Source organism: Sporosarcina sp. NCCP-2331 (assembly GCF_023707945.1).
GTDB classification, from domain to species: Bacteria; Bacillota; Bacilli; order Bacillales_A; family Planococcaceae; genus Sporosarcina; species Sporosarcina cascadiensis.
This window is the reverse complement of the sequence record NZ_BRCD01000004.1, coordinates 82,257-99,423: the sequence shown is the minus strand read 5'-3', so window position 1 is coordinate 99,423 and position 17,167 is coordinate 82,257. Positions and strand designations below refer to the sequence as shown.

General features: G+C 43.3%; 22 protein-coding genes and 1 riboswitch. Of the genes, 16 read left to right on the top strand and 6 right to left on the bottom strand.

Features of this window, described 5'->3' with window-relative positions:
• Positions 1-38: 38 nt before the first annotated feature.
• Both NCCP2331_RS03770 and NCCP2331_RS03765 read right to left on the bottom strand, forming a co-directional pair.
• A complete protein-coding gene (locus tag NCCP2331_RS03770) occupies positions 39-527 on the bottom strand; it encodes an MltG/YceG/YrrL family protein (protein ID WP_251668620.1) in 489 nt (162 codons plus the stop codon).
• The gene (locus NCCP2331_RS03765; protein WP_251668618.1) at positions 524-880 is read right to left on the bottom strand and encodes a hypothetical protein; all 357 of its coding nucleotides are present in this window, start codon (positions 878-880) and stop codon (positions 524-526) included. The genes NCCP2331_RS03770 and NCCP2331_RS03765 overlap by 4 nt, the downstream gene beginning before the upstream one ends.
• A 173-nt stretch (positions 881-1,053) precedes the next feature.
• Between NCCP2331_RS03765 and rpmG the strand changes: the two genes are divergently transcribed.
• The 5 genes from rpmG (at position 1,054) to NCCP2331_RS03740 (ending at position 5,159) form a co-directional block, all read left to right on the top strand.
• Positions 1,054-1,203, top strand: a complete 150-nt coding sequence (gene rpmG, locus NCCP2331_RS03760; RefSeq protein WP_153722334.1) for a 50S ribosomal protein L33 — start codon at positions 1,054-1,056, stop codon at positions 1,201-1,203.
• Between the two features lie 56 nt (positions 1,204-1,259).
• A complete protein-coding gene (locus NCCP2331_RS03755) occupies positions 1,260-1,844 on the top strand; it encodes a 5-formyltetrahydrofolate cyclo-ligase (RefSeq protein WP_251668616.1) in 585 nt (194 codons plus the stop codon).
• The gene (locus NCCP2331_RS03750) at positions 1,837-2,019 is read left to right on the top strand and encodes a YqgQ family protein (protein WP_153722336.1); all 183 of its coding nucleotides are present in this window, start codon (positions 1,837-1,839) and stop codon (positions 2,017-2,019) included. The genes NCCP2331_RS03755 and NCCP2331_RS03750 overlap by 8 nt, the downstream gene beginning before the upstream one ends.
• A gap of 141 nt (positions 2,020-2,160) precedes the next feature.
• Complete coding sequence (locus NCCP2331_RS03745; protein WP_251668614.1) at positions 2,161-4,053, top strand: LTA synthase family protein; 1,893 nt, start codon at positions 2,161-2,163, stop codon at positions 4,051-4,053.
• 80 nt (positions 4,054-4,133) lie between these two features.
• Entirely contained in the window at positions 4,134-5,159 is a 1,026-nt protein-coding gene (locus NCCP2331_RS03740) for a YqgU-like beta propeller domain-containing protein (RefSeq protein ID WP_251668612.1), read from the top strand.
• 49 nt (positions 5,160-5,208) lie between these two features.
• On the opposite strand, the gene NCCP2331_RS03735 is transcribed toward NCCP2331_RS03740, so the two are convergent.
• On the bottom strand, positions 5,209-5,391 hold the full coding sequence (locus tag NCCP2331_RS03735) for a DUF2759 family protein (RefSeq protein ID WP_114923628.1): 183 nt from the start codon (positions 5,389-5,391) through the stop codon (positions 5,209-5,211).
• A gap of 158 nt (positions 5,392-5,549) precedes the next feature.
• Here NCCP2331_RS03735 and NCCP2331_RS03730 point away from each other — a divergent pair, with 158 nt between their 5' ends.
• Positions 5,550-6,185 carry an MBL fold metallo-hydrolase gene (locus NCCP2331_RS03730; RefSeq protein WP_251668609.1) on the top strand — a complete coding sequence of 212 codons (636 nt, stop codon included), beginning with the start codon at positions 5,550-5,552 and terminating at the stop codon, positions 6,183-6,185.
• Between the two features lie 61 nt (positions 6,186-6,246).
• Here the strand turns inward: NCCP2331_RS03730 and NCCP2331_RS03725 are convergent, their stop codons facing one another.
• Complete coding sequence (locus NCCP2331_RS03725) at positions 6,247-6,489, bottom strand: DUF2626 domain-containing protein (RefSeq protein ID WP_153722340.1); 243 nt, start codon at positions 6,487-6,489, stop codon at positions 6,247-6,249.
• Between the two features lie 380 nt (positions 6,490-6,869).
• On the opposite strand from NCCP2331_RS03725, the gene comGA reads away from it, so the two are divergent.
• From comGA to gcvPB, 10 genes are all read left to right on the top strand, one after another.
• Positions 6,870-7,874, top strand: coding sequence for a competence type IV pilus ATPase ComGA (comGA, locus tag NCCP2331_RS03720; RefSeq protein ID WP_251668607.1), 1,005 nt, complete (start codon positions 6,870-6,872; stop codon positions 7,872-7,874).
• Positions 7,861-8,904 (top strand): competence type IV pilus assembly protein ComGB, encoded by a 1,044-nt coding sequence (gene comGB / locus NCCP2331_RS03715; RefSeq protein WP_251668605.1) that lies wholly within the window; start codon positions 7,861-7,863, stop codon positions 8,902-8,904. Before comGA ends, comGB begins: the two co-directional genes overlap by 14 nt.
• Before the next feature lie 61 nt (positions 8,905-8,965).
• Positions 8,966-9,226, top strand: coding sequence for a competence type IV pilus major pilin ComGC (gene comGC, locus NCCP2331_RS03710; protein ID WP_376776796.1), 261 nt, complete (start codon positions 8,966-8,968; stop codon positions 9,224-9,226).
• A 6-nt stretch (positions 9,227-9,232) separates the two neighbouring features.
• The gene (gene comGD, locus NCCP2331_RS03705) at positions 9,233-9,676 is read left to right on the top strand and encodes a competence type IV pilus minor pilin ComGD (protein ID WP_251668601.1); all 444 of its coding nucleotides are present in this window, start codon (positions 9,233-9,235) and stop codon (positions 9,674-9,676) included.
• On the top strand, positions 9,669-9,971 hold the full coding sequence (locus NCCP2331_RS03700; RefSeq protein ID WP_251668598.1) for a hypothetical protein: 303 nt from the start codon (positions 9,669-9,671) through the stop codon (positions 9,969-9,971). The genes comGD and NCCP2331_RS03700 overlap by 8 nt, the downstream gene beginning before the upstream one ends.
• Positions 9,925-10,398 (top strand): competence type IV pilus minor pilin ComGF, encoded by a 474-nt coding sequence (gene comGF / locus NCCP2331_RS03695; protein WP_251668597.1) that lies wholly within the window; start codon positions 9,925-9,927, stop codon positions 10,396-10,398. The genes NCCP2331_RS03700 and comGF overlap by 47 nt, the downstream gene beginning before the upstream one ends.
• A gap of 162 nt (positions 10,399-10,560) precedes the next feature.
• Entirely contained in the window at positions 10,561-11,067 is a 507-nt protein-coding gene (locus NCCP2331_RS03690; protein ID WP_251668595.1) for a shikimate kinase, read from the top strand.
• A 139-nt stretch (positions 11,068-11,206) separates the two neighbouring features.
• Positions 11,207-11,300, top strand: a riboswitch (glycine riboswitch).
• A 146-nt stretch (positions 11,301-11,446) separates the two neighbouring features.
• Positions 11,447-12,547, top strand: coding sequence for a glycine cleavage system aminomethyltransferase GcvT (gene gcvT, locus NCCP2331_RS03685; protein ID WP_251668593.1), 1,101 nt, complete (start codon positions 11,447-11,449; stop codon positions 12,545-12,547).
• 21 nt (positions 12,548-12,568) lie between these two features.
• Positions 12,569-13,915, top strand: coding sequence for an aminomethyl-transferring glycine dehydrogenase subunit GcvPA (gene gcvPA, locus NCCP2331_RS03680; protein WP_251668710.1), 1,347 nt, complete (start codon positions 12,569-12,571; stop codon positions 13,913-13,915).
• Complete coding sequence (gene gcvPB, locus NCCP2331_RS03675; RefSeq protein WP_251668591.1) at positions 13,908-15,371, top strand: aminomethyl-transferring glycine dehydrogenase subunit GcvPB; 1,464 nt, start codon at positions 13,908-13,910, stop codon at positions 15,369-15,371. The genes gcvPA and gcvPB overlap by 8 nt, the downstream gene beginning before the upstream one ends.
• A 48-nt stretch (positions 15,372-15,419) precedes the next feature.
• Here gcvPB and NCCP2331_RS03670 read toward each other — a convergent pair whose 3' ends face one another.
• On the bottom strand, positions 15,420-16,688 hold the full coding sequence (locus NCCP2331_RS03670; protein WP_251668590.1) for an ATP-binding protein: 1,269 nt from the start codon (positions 16,686-16,688) through the stop codon (positions 15,420-15,422).
• Positions 16,689-16,747: 59 nt separating this feature from the next.
• Entirely contained in the window at positions 16,748-17,125 is a 378-nt protein-coding gene (locus tag NCCP2331_RS03665; RefSeq protein WP_228551082.1) for a rhodanese-like domain-containing protein, read from the bottom strand.
• Positions 17,126-17,167 lie beyond the last annotated feature (42 nt).

Genomic DNA, 17,167 nt, shown 5'->3' with positions numbered 1-17,167 from the left:
AACCACCGCTAATGTGTCATTGACACACAGCGGTGGTTTTATTTTGTCAATACCTCAGCGATTTCTTTAAAACTCATGTCGGAACTCAGTTCAAATGTTCCGATTTGGATCTTGCCGGCATACCCATAGTCTTTCATATAGACATCAAATTTAGCGGCATCTTCTATAATATGCGCGCGTTCCAGAGTGCTTGATAAATCTGAAGAGTTTGATCCGGGTTTAACTGTTACTTTCTTCGTTACTTCAGTTGTTTCGATTTCTTCAGCTGCCGGTTGCTTTTCCGTATCGTTTTCCGGGTCAGGCACCTGCTCGGCATCCGGATCACTTCCAGGTGTTTCATCTAACGTAATCGTTTGGGAAATAGCGAGCTCTTTCTTAACGACTTCCAATTCTTTTTTCGTTTCTGTCAGTTCTTTCTTCCATGACTTGTCCTCATCCTCTGCCTGCGGCATATTGCTGATGGCGTATAATGTACCGCCTGCGATCAGGCAGCCAATTCCGACAGAGCGCAATAGATCCTTGATCATATCCGCACTCCTTTAGAACGCAGCACAGCAACTACTTCGTCTTCGGGCAATGAGGCTCTTTGAGAAATCTCGGAAATTGTATAGCCCTGGCTTTGCAGGGCAGTGATTTGATTGACGATGATGGCATGTACAGCTTTTTTTGGTGCAGCTGTATAGCGGTCAGTAACCGGTGTGCCAACCATCAATTCTTCTTCGAGTACACGCACTCTTTTTTTTAGGTTACTCGTTTCCTGGTGGAGACTGACGGAAACTTTCTCCAATTCATCTTCAAATGCTCGTGAATTATTGCCGACAAAAAATGAAGCAATAAGAGCCACTATGCCAATGATGAGCAAAATAAGGGCAATATCCATTTCAATACCTCCAAAATAACCAGAGTTTCCTTCATAATACCATAGGCCTTGTACGAATGATATTTGAATCTTTCTGCTGTACAATGATCAAATTTATGGTATAATTTATAAGTCGTATAAATCATGCTCATATTTTTAATTATATCTATCGCTAATGAGTGGGAGGGACAGTAATGCGCGTAAATATTACACTCGCTTGCACGGAATGTGGAGAGCGCAATTATATTTCAAAGAAAAACAAGCGTAACAATCCGGAACGCATTGAAATGAAAAAATATTGCTCACGTGAACAAAAACAAACTTTGCACCGTGAAACGAAATAATCTTTGAAACCAAAACCTGCTTCGGTTTTGGTTTTTTCTTACGGGAGGTAGGGTAATTGGATAAAAAGCATCTTCGTAAACAGATCTTGCAGCAATTACATCAATTAAGTCCATCTGATCACGAACAGCGATCCACTCTGATACAGGAAAGAGTTCTTGCTTCGGATGAATTTAAGCATGCACAGACAATCGGGATCACGCTTTCCAGGTTTCCAGAAGTGGCTACGCATCGTTTGATTCAAATTGCTTGGCAGGCAGGAAAACGAATTGCTGTCCCTAAATGCACTGCTTCTTCTAGAGAAATGGATTTTCGTCTGATTGAATCATTCAATCAGACAGAAACTGTCTACATGGATTTAAGGGAACCTATCATTGAACAGACTGAATCCGTTGAACCCGAGGAGATCGACTTGCAGATTGTACCCGGAGTTGTCTATTCTCCCGAAGGATACCGTATCGGTTTTGGCGGAGGATATTATGACCGCTACCTGCTTCGTTATCCGTTTGAAACAATATCTTTGGTATTTGAACGTCAAATAATGGATAATATAGACAGGGAACCGCATGATATTCCCGTCTCATATTTATTTACAGATGAGCGTATCATAGACTGTCAGAAAGCGCGTGAAACGGATGAATGAGTTTTATGATGTACTCCAGCTGCTTAAAAGGTTCGGAATTATTATATATACAGGCAATAAGAAACAGGACAGCATTCTGATGGAATCAGAAGTGAAGGAGCTGTACGATTATCAATTCATTGATCAGCAAACGTACTTACAAGCCTTGCTGGTTCTGCGAAAAGAGATCGTATAAGATCATACAAACAGACAAACGATAGGATGTTCGAACCATTCCTGCTCGTTTCTGAAACTTTTCTTTCAATCAACCGTCTATCTGTTAGGCAAAGATAAATCATACTACTACTTTTGACTAGAAATGAAAGGAAGAGATGGAATGAAGAAAATAGATTGGCCCAAGCATTCCGTACTCATTATCGCATTGATCGCCACTTGGCTGACAACATATATCGGCTACTTAACCAGCTTCAATATGAAAATCGATAATGCTATGCAGCAATTTATCCTATTTATCAATCCGCTGACATTCCTGGCGTTTGTATATGGGATCGCATTGTTTATTAAAAAGACGAAGACCCGTAACCGATATATTGTAACAATCAGCATACTTACATCCATCGTGATGTTCAGCAACGCGGTATTCTATCGCTTCTTTACGGATTTCATCACACTTCCGTTACTGTTCCAGACAAGTAACTTTGCAGATTTAAGTTCTTCTATTACAGAGAACATGCATTTTCTTGATGTGTTTTTCTTTACTGATGTTATTATCATACTGCTTGCGATTCGCTTTATTCCTCAGGAGCCTCTTCAAGCTACAGGAAGAAAAATGGGTCGCAAAGTTTACTTTGCAGCAGCAGCCACCTTGCTGATGTTCAACTTAGCCATGGCGGAAGCACAGCGCCCGCAATTGTTGACACGCAGTTTTGACCGCGAGCTATTAGTGAAAAACATCGGGGCATATAACTATCATTTATATGATCTATTCGTTCAGTCCAAGTCACACGCTCAGCGTACATTTGCAGATGGAACTGAACTGACTGAAATAGAGAACTATGTGAAGGCTAACCGTACACAGCCCGATCCTAAAATGTTCGGTACAGCTGAAGGCCGCAACGTCATTATCGTTTCATTGGAATCCTTACAGAACTTTGTCATCAATAATGAGATGGACGGTCATGAGATCACGCCATTCCTTAATGAACTGACAAATGATAAGGATACGTTCTATTTTGATAACTTTTATCATCAGACAGGCTTAGGCAAAACTTCAGATTCTGAGTTTATCGTAGAGAATTCACTGTATGGCCGTAACGGCAGCGCAGTATTCTTCACACATAGCGGCAACACGTATGATTCATTATCAGAAAGCCTAAACAACAATGGTTACTTCACAAGTGTCATGCATGCCAACAGTAAAAGCTTCTGGAACCGCGACATTATGTACAAAGCACTTGACGTCCAAAAGTTCTATGACGTAGACAGCTATACAATTGGCGAAGGCGAGGCAGTTAACTGGGGAATGAAGGATATTCCATTCTTGGAACAGTCGGTAGAACTGATGAAGGATATGCCAAAACCGTTTGGAACTCGAATGATCACCTTGACTAATCACCATCCATTTGATTTGGATGAAGAAGATATGATGATTCCTGCGTATACTTCTAATTCCAATACATTGAATAAGTATTTCCAGACAGTTCGTTATATGGATGAAGCCATAAAAATCTTCTTTGATGATTTGAAGAAAAATGATTTATATGATAACTCTATTATCGTAATGTACGGTGATCATTACGGTATTTCGGAAAATCATAACAAAGCGATGGGCATGTACATGGATAAAGAAATCACACCGTTTGATAATGCCGAACTGCAAAAAGTTCCATTGTTCATCCATATCCCGGGTTCAGGCAAAGGGAAGCAAATGGATGAGCTGGCAGGACAAATCGACTTGCGTCCGACCATTCTTCACTTATTGGGGATTGACACAAAAGCGGATATGCAATTTGGTTCTGACATCTTCTCGCCAGACCATGAACCATTTGTCATTTTCCGTGACGGCCGACTGGTGACAGATAAGAATATTTATGCACAGGAAGTCTGCTATGATATCGAAACGGGAGAGCCGACTGATGAAGCGCAGTGTGAACCGTACGTGGAACGCGCAACGACTGAATTGAATTATTCAGATACGATCATTAATGGCGATTTGCTTCGTTTCAAAGAACGGGAAGATGGCAGTCCGGAGATAAAAGAAAGCAAATAAGTGGAGAGAGCTGTGCGGCCGACATGCCGTGCAGTTCTTTTTATTTATATTGTACAGAAATCTGGAAAAGGGGAAATGCTTTGAAGCGGACCATTTTGATGATCTCACTGTCCCTATTCTTAGTGGGCTGTGAGCAAACGGAAACAGAAAGACACGTAGAGCCGGACAATCCTGGAATTGTCAAAGAAGTGTTTACTCCGAAAATACTGCCGCGTGCAGAAGGAGAGATTCGGTTCGTGGCAGGATGGTGGGATGAAGAGCAGATTCTTTATATAGATCATCAAGAAGGATTAGACCGGCTGCGTTCATTTAATATAGCTACAGGCAGCGTACATACGATGTTTACGGATCAGGCTGCTATTTCAGAAGTACTGATTCATCCATCGAAAGAACAAGTATTAATAAAAACGGCAAATCATGCAACAGAGGCGAATATAGCGATACTCGATAAAGACATGACAATTCTGGATGAAGTAACTGTTGAATCATCTGAACTTGAACTTCAGTGGAATGCGGTTGATTCAAACCAGCTGCTGATCTCTGCATTTCAAGAAGACTGGAGCTTTCAGGTTATGCATTACGATATTAATGAGCGAAAGATACAGCCAATAGAAGTTGACAATCCATTTCCTAAATGGCTTGGAAAAGACCAGATCGTCTATTTGGATGATAGTGAATTAATTAAAGAGACGTTTGAAAAGAAAGAAAAAGAAGTCTTGGCTGCTGATACGGTGGAACTCCACAATTCAGCTGGTCAATTGCTGGTAGAATCGGCAGGCGAAGACCACAAAGAATATGCGGTGTTAGACAGCGACGGGGAAGAGAAGTATAGCTGGCAAGCGGAAACTTCTTCAGAAACGATTGAAGATGTCGAATTTATTGATGAAGATAATATTATTATGTCAACTAGAGAAGAAATATCTGATGATGATCAATCTGCGCTCTTCATTCACAGGCAAGAGGGACAAGAAGTAAAGCGATATGAAACCGCTGTTGAAGGCGGCATGATCGATTGTTCGCCGGACGGCAACTCCTGCCTGGTGGGGTACAGTTTAGATACCATATTACAGCTGGATACAGGCGAGACAATGAAATGGACGGAATAAAAAATAAGGACGGCCTCAGTAAAGAGGTGTCCTTATTTTTTGGAACTTATTATTTGTGTAGCTGTGGCGGGTATCCTGCATATATAACAGTAGCAATCGTAAATCCTCCGATAACTACAACAGTTACCACATTGAAAACTATACTTAAAAGATTCCGCTCTTTAAAAGCTTGGACCGTTCCAAAGACTGCTAAGATTGCAATCAATCCAAAAATGATGACCAATAAATTCATTGAGTAGACACTCCTTTCAACATTGAAAAAATGAATGCCGTATAGCGATATTCCTCCTCTATTGTACTGTTAATGAAACGTTTTGTCGAGATTAAATAGTGACGATTGTTTGAAATATGTATTGGCATTCATTAATATTAGAAAAAGAGGTGAGTTAATTGAAAATACATATCCATCCGCTTGGCCCAATCCAGACGAATTGTTACGTTGTGGAAGACGAAGACAAGAATTGTTTGGTGTTTGATCCGGGAGATGAAAGCGACGCGCTGCTTGCTGAACTGCAGAAGCTTTCATTAAAGCCGGCAGCTATCCTGCTGACACATGCGCATTTCGATCATATCGGCGCTATTGAGGCGATCCGGCAGGCATATGATATTCCGGTGTATCTGCATAGCGCTGAAAAAGACTGGCTAGGAAACGCTGATTTAAACGGCTCCGGTAAATATCCAATGCTGCCGAATGTCGTATGCAGCCCTGCCGACGTATTGCTGAATAACGAAAAAAGTTTGCAGGTCGGGCCTTTCATAATGGGAATTCGCTATACACCCGGTCATTCGCCAGGAAGCATCTCCTATATCTTTGAGGACGAGGGATTTGCGATTGTAGGGGATACGCTGTTTAAAGGAAGTGTAGGACGTACCGACCTGCCAGGAGGCAATACGGAAACGCTTTTAGCTTCCATCCATAACGAACTGCTGTCACTTGACGAAGAACTGGTGATTTACCCGGGCCATGGGCCTGCGACGACACCGGGGATTGAACAAGATCAAAATCCGTTCCTGCATGGTTTCTAAAAGAATTTGTACAAAACAAAAAACAGCTCTCTGTGAAGAGGCTGTTTTTTGTATGTACGGATTAGTGTCCTGCACCTTGTACATGAATAAATATGGAATAGTAACTGAAACCAACCATGAACATCATTAAGTATGCTCCGAATAAGTACATGTACATACGCTCTGAAAGTTTCAAGTATCCAAGCAGTACGAAGAAGATAGTGCTTGCGACCAACAGTAAAGAAGCAGGAATCATGTTTCCAACATAGAACATGACCGCAAAAATACCTGTCCAGAATCCGCAAAGTTTGAACATATTATCCATCTACGCGTCCCTCCTTCACAACAATACAATAAGCTCTTATCCATTATAATAGAACGCCGGCCTAAAAGTAAACTCCAATCAATTTCACATTGTGACAAAAAAGTGTACTTGTGCAAGCGGCTTGCCAAAATGCTCATCATAAACGTCAATTAAATCTGCGAATGATCAGCTGCCCTTAGTATACCAGAACTTGGGGCGAAAATAATATGAAAATTCATTTTTGATCCGAAAATACGCTTTGAAAATTATTAATGGCGCCTAAATTCTATTGAAAAATGAATAGTCTCAAATGAATACAACTTTTCAACAATTTCAATCCGTTATATACTCCTGCTTAAGATGAAAAGTGGTCTTTCATCAGACGAAGAAAGGGGAGAATTATGGAACTCACAGCGAACCCGATTGAAAAAACCTGTTTTCAGCTGCTGGAGAAAGCAATCCAGTCTGAAGCGACCGACCTGCATTTTGTCCCGACGTCTGATGGCTATAATGTAGCGATCCGTAAACATGCCGTCTTCTCAAAAATTGGCCAATTTCCTCAAACATTGGGCAGCCGTTTAATTTCCTTCTATAAATTCCTGTCTTCACTGGATATCAGTGAACAGCGGCGTCCTCAAAGCGGTTCTTTTCACCGGTCCTTCTCCGATCAAAATTTTTCATTCCGTGTCTCTACGATACCTTCCATTCAATTACGCGAAAGTGTGGCAATCCGGATTCAAAAACATGACAAAATCGTTCCGCTGTCAGAATTATGCATGAAACCAGAGTGGACCAGACAGTTATCTGAGGCTGCTGCATTCAAACAAGGTCTGTTTTTAGTGACAGGACCGACCGGATCGGGCAAGACGACAACTTTATATTCGCTGACTGCTCACTGCGTGAACCGGTTGGAGAGGCATGTCATCTCATTAGAAGACCCTGTTGAGAATAATCACAGCCATCTGCTGCAGATCCAGGTAAATGAACGATCCGGAATTACTTATTCTGCAGGATTGAAAGCCATTTTGCGCCATTCGCCTGATGTGATTATGATTGGCGAAATACGCGATGCAGAAACAGCGAAAATAGCGGTAGAAGCCGCGCTGACAGGCCATCTTGTGCTAAGTACAGTTCATGCGAAAGATCCCGTTGGCTGCCTGTATCGACTTCTGGATTTAGGAATTCATCTGGAAGAGCTTCGGCAAACGGTCATTGCCATTTCAGCGCAGCGTTTAGTGACGAATTCGACAGGGGATACAGTGGCGGTGTTTGAAATTTTACAAGACCTTCAAATTGAGGAAGCAGCTGAAGCCATAACAAAGGGGCAGCGTTTTTCATTGCCTGTTGAGCAAAAAATTGAAACGCAGTCGGCGCTCTATGAAAAGGCACTCCATGCAGCAGATTAAATTTGCCAGGAAACAGAAGTTGGAGAAACCTGCCGAGTTTTTACAGCGGCTTTCCATTTTGCTTCAGGAAGGATATACATTTCATGAAGGATTGATTCTCATTTTGCCTTATCATACGAAGGATTATGAAGAGAAGCTGATACAAGTGGAGAACGAATTAAAAATGGGCTATGGCGTCTCCTACATATTGAAGAGTTTAGGATTCAGCAACAGTATGATGCTGCCGATAGTCATTGCGGAAGTGGACGGTAATTTAATTCGGGCTTTACATGAAGTGTCGGCACGGGTCAGCCGTTCGCACGAGAAAAAGCAGCAGCTCAAAAAATTAATGGCATACCCGGCAGTTTTGTTTACCTTCTTATTACTATTATTAGTAGCATTTCGCCAGTTTTTCCTGCCGAATTTCGAGGCATTGACCATCCTGCGCTCTAATGAACAGTCAGGAATCGTTCAATACTTGCCTAAACTGGTCTCTTCTATTCCGGATTTACTGCTCATTGTGCTGATCATATCCACTGTTGCCATAATTACGCTGAATCTGTGGATGAAGAAAATGACCGCTGCAGAAAAATTAAAAAGACTGCTGAAAGTACCAGTCGCCGGACTATTTTACAGTGAGATGAAAACCAAAGATTTAGCAAGTGAACTTGGCAGTTTATTGCAGTCCGGACTCTCATTGCAAAGTGCGCTGAATGTTTTACATGAACAAGAGGAAGATTTGATCCTTGCTGAAATCACCAGGCAATTGAGTACGCATGTCATCTACGGAGAACCTTTACATGAGGCAATCCGCCTGACAGACGGTTTATCCGGACGCTTGGCTGATTTTGCGAAACACGGAGCGGACAGCGGTTATTTACCGAAAGAACTGCTGATCTACAGTGAACATACGAACGATCTGTTGGAAGAGAGATTGAACAGATGGCTTGCAATCCTGCAGCCCGCTTTATTCGGCATTTTGGCGGTATGTATTTTATTGGCTTATTTAGCGATTTTACTGCCGGTGTACCGCATGATCGATACCATATAAAGGAGGAAAAGAATTGATCAGGAAATTTCTTGGAAATGAACGAGCGTTTACTTTAATCGAAATGATGATTGTACTTCTCATTATCACCGTCTTAGTTTTAATCGCGATTCCGAATGTAACGAAGCATTCCAAATCGATTGATGAAAAAGGCTGTGCTGCCTATATTAAAATGGTAGAAGGCCAGGTGCAGGCTTACAAGATGGATAAAAAGTCTATACCGAGCCTCAGTAGTTTAGAAACAGAAGGTTATTTGCCGGAAACTCCTACATGTCCAGACGGCACAGCGATAACAATAGATGCCGATGGAAAGGTCGGATCCTAAAAATAGATGAAATTCTTTAAACGGCAGAATGGCTTTACATTTGTTGAACTGCTGCTGGTCTTGTCAATTCTCGTAGTGCTCACTGCAGTGATTTTACCTTATAGTGAAAAAAAACTAGGGCAAATAACAGAAGAGGATGCTCTGAAAGCTTTCATGGCGGCTGTCCACGAAGTACAGCTCTACGCAATTACACATGAGGAAGATGTTCGGCTGTATTTCTCAAATGGCAGGACTAGATATTCCGCTTATAACCGTCAATCAGTGCTGATCGTGTCTGGGCAATTTCCAGAAGGTATGGCAAGGGCAGAAAATACCGATTTGAAAGAATTGTACTTTCAACCATCTGGCATGATGAATCCAACGGGTGAAATGACGATTCGGACAAAATATTCAGGGCCTATAAAAATTACATTCCAATTTGAAAGAGGAAGGATGCTGATCAATGGATGAAAAAGGTCACTCTTGGCCCGAAGCCATGCTGTCTTTGGTTATCATCATGGTGATTTTCAGTTCTCTGCTTCCGATGGCAAGCCACTTGACTTTAGCGATTCAGATGAAAAAACATACGATGATTGCTGCGGAAACAAGCTTCCAGGCCGCAATCCATTACCGGACGGGCGGCCAGGAGGCGGGAGTTCGAACACATGAAGGGCGTGATTACCGATGGACCGTCATGTTGAATGAGATTTGTGTCGAATATGATGAACAGCACGGTCAGCAAAGTAAATGTGTGGCTTATGAATAACGGGAATGAAAAAGGATTTTCCCTGCTGGAAAGCCTGATACAGCTTCTTATTTTTTCAATCCTCGTTCAGCTGGCAGTGCTATTCTTTTATTGGAAGGCACCGGTCCAATCAAGTTACCAGGAAGACTTTTTGGGCGAATGGGAACTTTTTTCTTTAGAACTGCAGCAATTACTACAAGAAGTTGAGTATGTAATGGAACCGACAGACCGGTCGATTTCATTTAAATCGGAAAAAGGCCTGGTGACCATCCAGGTCTATCAACAGCTGATCCGGAAAGTAGTCACCGGCAAAGGCCATGTACCGTTGCTGACGCGAGTGAAATCCTGTACTTTTTCAGTAGACGGCAACCTTTTACATGTCGCGGTGGAGAGAGTGGACGGAATGAAAAAAGAAAGGACGTTTGCGATTGGATTATATTCAGAATGAACAAGGAGGGATGTTTGTTTTCGCCATAATTCTATTATTTTTCGTAAGCCTCTTTCTTTTTTCCCTCGTTTCATGGCATGATAGTCTCTATAGCATATACGACTCGCTCGAGATCTATTATGAACGGGAAGCAGTCAAATTAATGAAACGGGATGAATAAACATGAAAAGGATTTACTTGGTAGGATTTATGGGATGCGGGAAAAGTGCGATCGGCAAGCGGCTTCATTCACTGACAGACATTCCCTTTTACGATATGGACCATGAAATTTCGGATGAGATGGAGCTGACAATTCCGGAAATCTTCGATCAATACGGCGAACCTTTCTTCCGCAAGCTGGAAACGGAATTTTTAGCGTCTTTTCCTGAAGAATTTTGTATCGTCGCAACGGGCGGCGGTGTGGCGGTGAAGGAAGAAAATATCCGTTTAATGCGCGAAACAGGCATGGTTTTTTTCCTGAATGCTTCGTTTCGTGATATTTGGCGGAGAATTTCTACGGATGTTAACCGCCCGATCGTTCAGCAGTCTTCAAGAATGGAACTGGAATTGCTTTATAATACACGCAAGCCAAAGTATTTGCAGGCCAGTCATTTTACTGTCGAAACAACAGGAAAGTCTCTCACTGAAATTGCAGAGTATATTATCTTCCAGATTGAAAGATATCAATAATTGTCAAATGATAAGGCGAATGATTACAGCTCTGTACTGTTTATCATTCGTCTTATGCGCTTTATTAGAAATGGATTGCGCTTACTTCTTAATAATGTTAAGATATCAGTGAAGTGTAAGATTTAATTTAATAATGCGAATGATTGCATGGGGAGAGCGCGCATTAGGCGCCGCCGAAGGAGCAAGTAACGAAATGTTATGAATCTCTCAGGTAAAAAAACGCATGCAGGACGCATCTCTGGACTTAGCCGGATAGATCGGCTGCCATTCAGGCAAAAGGACAGGGGTTCTCTTATTTATAGGAGACCCCTGTCCTTTTTTGATTGAATACATACTGTCCGGCTTATTAAACGGTACAGACCATGAAGGAGGAAGCAATTTGACAAATCAACTATTGCGCACGCCCTTATTTGACAGTTACAAAGAGTACGGAGGGAAAACGATCGATTTCGGCGGATGGGAACTGCCGGTTCAATTTTCCAGCATCAAGGCAGAACACGAAGCCGTCCGGACTAAAGCGGGATTATTTGATGTATCGCATATGGGCGAAGTTTTGGTCAGCGGCAGCGGGGCGCTGGACTATTTACAGAAACTTGTGACAAATGATGTTTCGAAACTGCAAATCGGCCAAGCTCAGTATACGGTTATGTGTAATGAGCAGGGCGGGACAATTGATGACTTCTTAATTTATAAGTTGGAAGATGAGCGCTATTTGTTGGTTGTCAATGCATCCAATATTGACAAAGACGTTGCGTGGATGGAGAAACAGAAAACGGCGGATGTCGTGATCGATAATCAATCTTCAAATTATGCGCTGCTGGCACTTCAGGGTCCTCTGGCGGAGAATATACTGCAGAAATTAACAGCTGAACCGCTTGATGAAATTAAATTTTTCCGATTTAAAGAGCATGTTCAGCTAAGCGGTGAGGATGTACTTATTTCACGCACTGGCTATACAGGAGAAAATGGCTTTGAGATTTATGGAACACCAGAAGCGATACAATCACTTTGGCCGAAGATTTTACAGGCGGGTGAAGCGGAAGGAGTCGTTCCGGCTGGACTTGGCGCACGTGACACGCTGCGTTTTGAAGCAGGTTTGCCATTATATGGACAGGAACTGACAGCGGATATCTCTCCGCTGGAAGCGGGACTTAGTTTCGTCGTAAAATTGAATAAAGAAGCAGACTTCATTGGAAAAGATGTATTGAAGAAGCAAAAAGAGCAGGGTGTGGAAAGAAAACTGGTTGGTCTCGAAATGATTGATAAAGGGATACCGCGTACTGGTTATAAAGTATATTCAGGTGATCAGGAGATTGGTGAAGTAACAACAGGTACGCAATCGCCGACGCTGAAAAAAAATATTGGTTTTGCACTCCTTGCCTCTGATTTCACTGAACTGGGAACAGAAGTAGAAGTGGAAGTGCGTAAAAAGTTTTTGAAGGCAAAAGTAACGGCAGCACCTTTCTATAAAAGATCATAAGCGAAAAGGGGTCAAAATATGTTGAAGCATCGTTATCTTCCTATGACGGAGCAAGATCAGAAAGAAATGTTGGAAACGATCGGAATTTCTTCCGTTGATGAATTGTTTGCAGATATTCCTGAAAAGGTTCGTTTTACAGGTGAGTATAAGATTAAACAGGCAAAATCCGAAACATCTTTATTGAAAGAACTCGGCCGGCTGGCGGCAAAGAATGTCAACGCGCAGGATTATGCTTCATTCCTTGGGGCAGGCGTTTATGATCACTACAAGCCGATCATCGTTGATCATGTCATTTCGCGGTCTGAATTCTACACAGCGTATACACCGTATCAGCCAGAAATTTCTCAAGGAGAATTGCAGGCTATTTTCGAATTTCAGACGATGATCTGTGAACTGACAGGAATGGATTTGGCGAATTCCTCCATGTACGATGGTGGAACTGCATTGGCGGAAGCAGGAACGCTCGCTGCCGGCCATACAAAACGCAAGAAGTTGCTGGTGTCTTCAACAGTTCATTCGGAATCACAAGCAGTAGTGAAATCCTATGCAAGCGGACAGTCCATTGAAGTGGTAACGATTCCGCACGCAGACGGCGTAACGGATATTGAAGAGCTTAAGAGGTTAATCGATGATCAGACAGCTGCAGTACTTGTTCAATACCCAAACTTTTACGGTCAGGTGGAAGATCTGCAGACGATGAGTGATATTGCTCATGAAAACGGTGCACTTTTTGTTGTGTCGGCAAATCCGCTGTCACTCGGACTTCTGACGCCTCCGGGTGCGCTTGGTGCGGATATTACAGTAGGGGACGCACAGCCGTTTGGTATCGCCGAAGCTTTCGGAGGTCCTCACTGCGGTTATTTCGCAGTAACAAAGAAACTGATGCGCAAAGTTCCGGGCAGATTAGTCGGTGAAACGACAGATGATCAAGGACGCAGAGGCTATGTGCTGACATTGCAGGCCCGTGAACAGCATATCCGCCGTGATAAAGCGACATCCAATATTTGTTCCAATCAAGCCTTGAATGCGCTGGCTGCTTCTGTTGCCATGACAGCACTCGGCAAAGAAGGCATTAAGGAAATTGCTTATCAAAATATCGCCAAAACGGCTTATGCCCGTTCCGCATTTGAGAAGGCTGGTTTTGAAGTGAAGTTCAGCCCTTCTCATTTCAATGAAATTGTCGTAGACTGCAAAGCGCCTGTTAAAGAAGTGAATGAACGTTTGCTGAAGCAGGGCATCATTGGCGGCTATGATCTCAGTCTGGTGGATGGAAATCTGGCGCATCATGCGCTGGTGGCGGTAACGGAACAGCGTACGAAAGAAGAAATCGATGCATACGTGCAGGAACTGGAGGCTATTCATGCATAACGAAAATCAATCCCTCATATTTGAAATCTCAAAAGCCGGTCGTGTCGGTTACAGTCTTCCTGAACTGGATGTTCCTGAAGTAGATGTTGCTTCTATCTTGCCGCAAGGTTTGATCCGTACAGAAGATGCAGAACTGCCGGAAGTGGCGGAACTCGATATTATGCGTCATTACACAGCACTGTCCAACCGCAATCACGGTGTAGATACAGGGTTTTATCCGCTTGGTTCATGCACGATGAAGTACAATCCGAAAATAAATGAAGCAGTCGCCCGTTTCCCGGGATTTGCCCGTGTCCATCCGCTGCAGGATGAGTCGACAGTGCAAGGTGCATTGGAAGTGGCTTATGATCTGCAAGAGCATCTGGCTGAAATTACCGGCATGCCTGCGGTGACACTGCAGCCAGCTGCCGGAGCACACGGTGAGTGGACGGCCCTGATGATGATCCGTGCATTCCATGAGGCGAACGGTGATACGGAGCGTACGAAAGTGCTCGTTCCGGACTCTGCGCACGGAACAAACCCTGCTTCAGCAACAGTGGCCGGTTTTGATACAATCACAGTAAAATCAAATGATAACGGGTTAGTGGACTTGGAAGATTTAAAATCGAAAGTAGGCACGGACACAGCTGCTTTGATGCTGACGAATCCGAATACGCTTGGGCTGTTTGAAGAAGATATTCTTGAAATGGCTGCGATTGTGCACGGTGTTGGCGGTAAATTGTATTATGACGGGGCAAACCTGAATGCCGTCATGTCAAAAGCACGTCCTGGAGATATGGGCTTTGATGCCGTTCACTTGAACTTGCATAAGACGTTTACGGGACCGCACGGTGGCGGAGGTCCAGGTTCAGGTCCGGTCGGTGTAACGGAAGAACTGGCAGCATTTATGCCAAAGCCGGTTATCACGAAAAAAGAAGACCGTTTTGTTCTGGAGTACGACGTGCCACAATCAATTGGCCGCGTGAAGCCGTATTACGGCAACTTCGGTATTTATCTGCGTGCTTACACGTATATACGTACGATGGGTCCGGACGGCCTGAAAGCCGTAACGGAATACGCTGTGCTGAATGCCAACTATATGATGCGCCGTCTCGAGCCGTATTTTGATCTGCCGTATACGCAGCATTGCAAGCACGAGTTTGTATTGTCAGGCCGGCGCCAGAAGAAACTGGGAGTCCGTACGCTTGATATGGCAAAACGTCTGCTTGATTTCGGCTACCATCCGCCAACGATCTACTTCCCGCTGAACGTAGAAGAAGGAATGATGATCGAGCCTACGGAAACCGAATCAAAGGAAACTTTGGATGCTTTCATTGAAGCGATGATTCAGATCGCCAAAGAGGTAGAAGAAAATCCGGAAATCGTTCAGGAAGCACCGCACACAACTGTGATCGGACGTCTGGATGAAACGAAAGCAGCACGTAAACCGGTTCTGCGTTATACAAGAGAAGCATAATAAACGGCAAAAGGAGAGACGATACTCATCGACTCTCCTTTTCTGCGTTCAATTAAATCCGATGGAAGAATCGGTGTCCCAGTCATTGCGTGTCGCCTGGCGGTGCTGTTTCTGCAATTCTTTAATGCGCTCAGCGAACGAAATGGTTCCTTCATAGTGATAGGTAAGCGCAATCGACATATACAACTCATTTAATTGAGAGATGGACAGTTCTTTGGTCTGCTCGGCTATTGCGTCAATATGGCTTTCATCAAGTAAGTTCTTACGGTCGAGTCTTTGTATATATTCTTTCCGCACGTTTTTTGTGGGCGAGGTGATTTCATACGTGCTGTCAAACCGACCAGCACGGTTTATTAAGGCAGGGTCTATACGTTCGGGATAATTCGTCGTGCCGATGATAAAGAGGCCGTCGCGGACGTGTACGCCGTCCAATGTGTTCAAAAATGTACTGCGCATATGTTCGGGCATGGAATCCATGTCCTCGATGACAAGAATGGCGGGTGCCAGACGTTCAACGGTCGAGAAAACCTCCTGTACAGAATGACTGCCTGTGAATTCAGTGATCTGCCAATAGACAACCGGTGCATCGGTCGTTCCGGTAATTGAACGAACGAGAGTAGTTTTGCCGTTGCCGGGAGATCCGTAGAGCAGGATACCCCGTTTATACGGCAGGCCATACTCCTTGAAGAAGCGTCCGTCGTCAGTGAAAAACTCATCGATGGATCGGAACAGCTCATTTTTCAGCTTTTCATCAAGCAGCACATCCTTGCGCTCAATTTGTTCGCCTGCGCCGTAAGTTTTCTTTCCAATGCCTTCTTCCGTATCGACTAAATACGTTATGGCGGCCTTCATGGATTCTCTTTGAATGGTGTTCAATTTATGAATAAAGTGTTCGACGTGTTCGGCAGAAGGAGCGAAAAGCATTTGTTCTGACCAAGTCTCTCCAGTCGTTACATAATACGTAATTTTAGCTGCAGCTATCTGATAACCGGGAAAGAAAAGCAGCTGATTGTCGATCGTTTCGGATTTTTCAATGGAAAATCCTGTTGCCGAGGAATCCGGTATGACTTTTTCACTTGGCAATGTTTCATAGATATGTGCAAGCGATTCATAGTCAATCCTCTTTTGATGAATCAGTTCCGGCAGCATCGAGTCGGTATAAGTTAGGAATTCTTCAGCATTGATAATCTTCCAGTCAGCAGGCGAACGCTCCTGAAGTTTGTTTAAAATCGCCTGAATGACTTCAGCGTAAGGCTGCAGATGAGGCAATTTTACGTATTGCTCCGGCAGACTTGGAATTAGAAAATTGGACTTCAATGGTTGTTCATTCTCCTTTATAAATAATAAATCCCCCTGAACAGGAGGATTCAATATTGTTATTTTGTTTTAATTTTTCCTGACCACTGCTTGAATCCGCCCTGCAATTGATAAATTTCCGTACAGCCTTTTTTCTTCAGGAATAAAGCTGCCCGGCCTGTACGGCTGTTATTTTGGTCGTAAAGATAGATCTGCTTGTCGGGGCGAATTTCTTTATAACGCTGTGAAAACTGTGTAAATGGGATATTGCGGGCACCTAAAATATGTCCGGCATCAAAATCTTTTGGCTCCCGGACATCGATCAGCTGCGCTTTACGGTATCCTTGGATAAATTGTTCCTGCGTTAATGTGGTGAGTGCCTTTCGTACGCGAAGATATGTAATAACGAAATACAGGATGACTGCGAGCAACACTGCGCCCAAAATAAAGTAATTCAAAAAACTTCCCCCTTTTATCAATATCTCTATTATAAAGATTAT

Coding starts and splice junctions, on each gene's coding strand:
- NCCP2331_RS03770 (WP_251668620.1), bottom strand. CDS start 527: ATGATCAAGGATCTATTGCGCTCTGTCGGAATTGGCTGCCTGATCGCA.
- NCCP2331_RS03765 (WP_251668618.1), bottom strand. CDS start 880: ATGGATATTGCCCTTATTTTGCTCATCATTGGCATAGTGGCTCTTATT.
- rpmG (WP_153722334.1), top strand. CDS start 1,054: ATGCGCGTAAATATTACACTCGCTTGCACGGAATGTGGAGAGCGCAAT.
- NCCP2331_RS03750 (WP_153722336.1), top strand. CDS start 1,837: ATGAATGAGTTTTATGATGTACTCCAGCTGCTTAAAAGGTTCGGAATT.
- NCCP2331_RS03745 (WP_251668614.1), top strand. CDS start 2,161: ATGAAGAAAATAGATTGGCCCAAGCATTCCGTACTCATTATCGCATTG.
- NCCP2331_RS03735 (WP_114923628.1), bottom strand. CDS start 5,391: ATGAATTTATTGGTCATCATTTTTGGATTGATTGCAATCTTAGCAGTC.
- NCCP2331_RS03725 (WP_153722340.1), bottom strand. CDS start 6,489: ATGGATAATATGTTCAAACTTTGCGGATTCTGGACAGGTATTTTTGCG.
- comGA (WP_251668607.1), top strand. CDS start 6,870: ATGGAACTCACAGCGAACCCGATTGAAAAAACCTGTTTTCAGCTGCTG.
- comGB (WP_251668605.1), top strand. CDS start 7,861: ATGCAGCAGATTAAATTTGCCAGGAAACAGAAGTTGGAGAAACCTGCC.
- comGC (WP_376776796.1), top strand. CDS start 8,966: ATGATGATTGTACTTCTCATTATCACCGTCTTAGTTTTAATCGCGATT.
- comGD (WP_251668601.1), top strand. CDS start 9,233: ATGAAATTCTTTAAACGGCAGAATGGCTTTACATTTGTTGAACTGCTG.
- NCCP2331_RS03700 (WP_251668598.1), top strand. CDS start 9,669: ATGGATGAAAAAGGTCACTCTTGGCCCGAAGCCATGCTGTCTTTGGTT.
- comGF (WP_251668597.1), top strand. CDS start 9,925: ATGATGAACAGCACGGTCAGCAAAGTAAATGTGTGGCTTATGAATAAC.
- NCCP2331_RS03690 (WP_251668595.1), top strand. CDS start 10,561: ATGAAAAGGATTTACTTGGTAGGATTTATGGGATGCGGGAAAAGTGCG.
- gcvPB (WP_251668591.1), top strand. CDS start 13,908: ATGCATAACGAAAATCAATCCCTCATATTTGAAATCTCAAAAGCCGGT.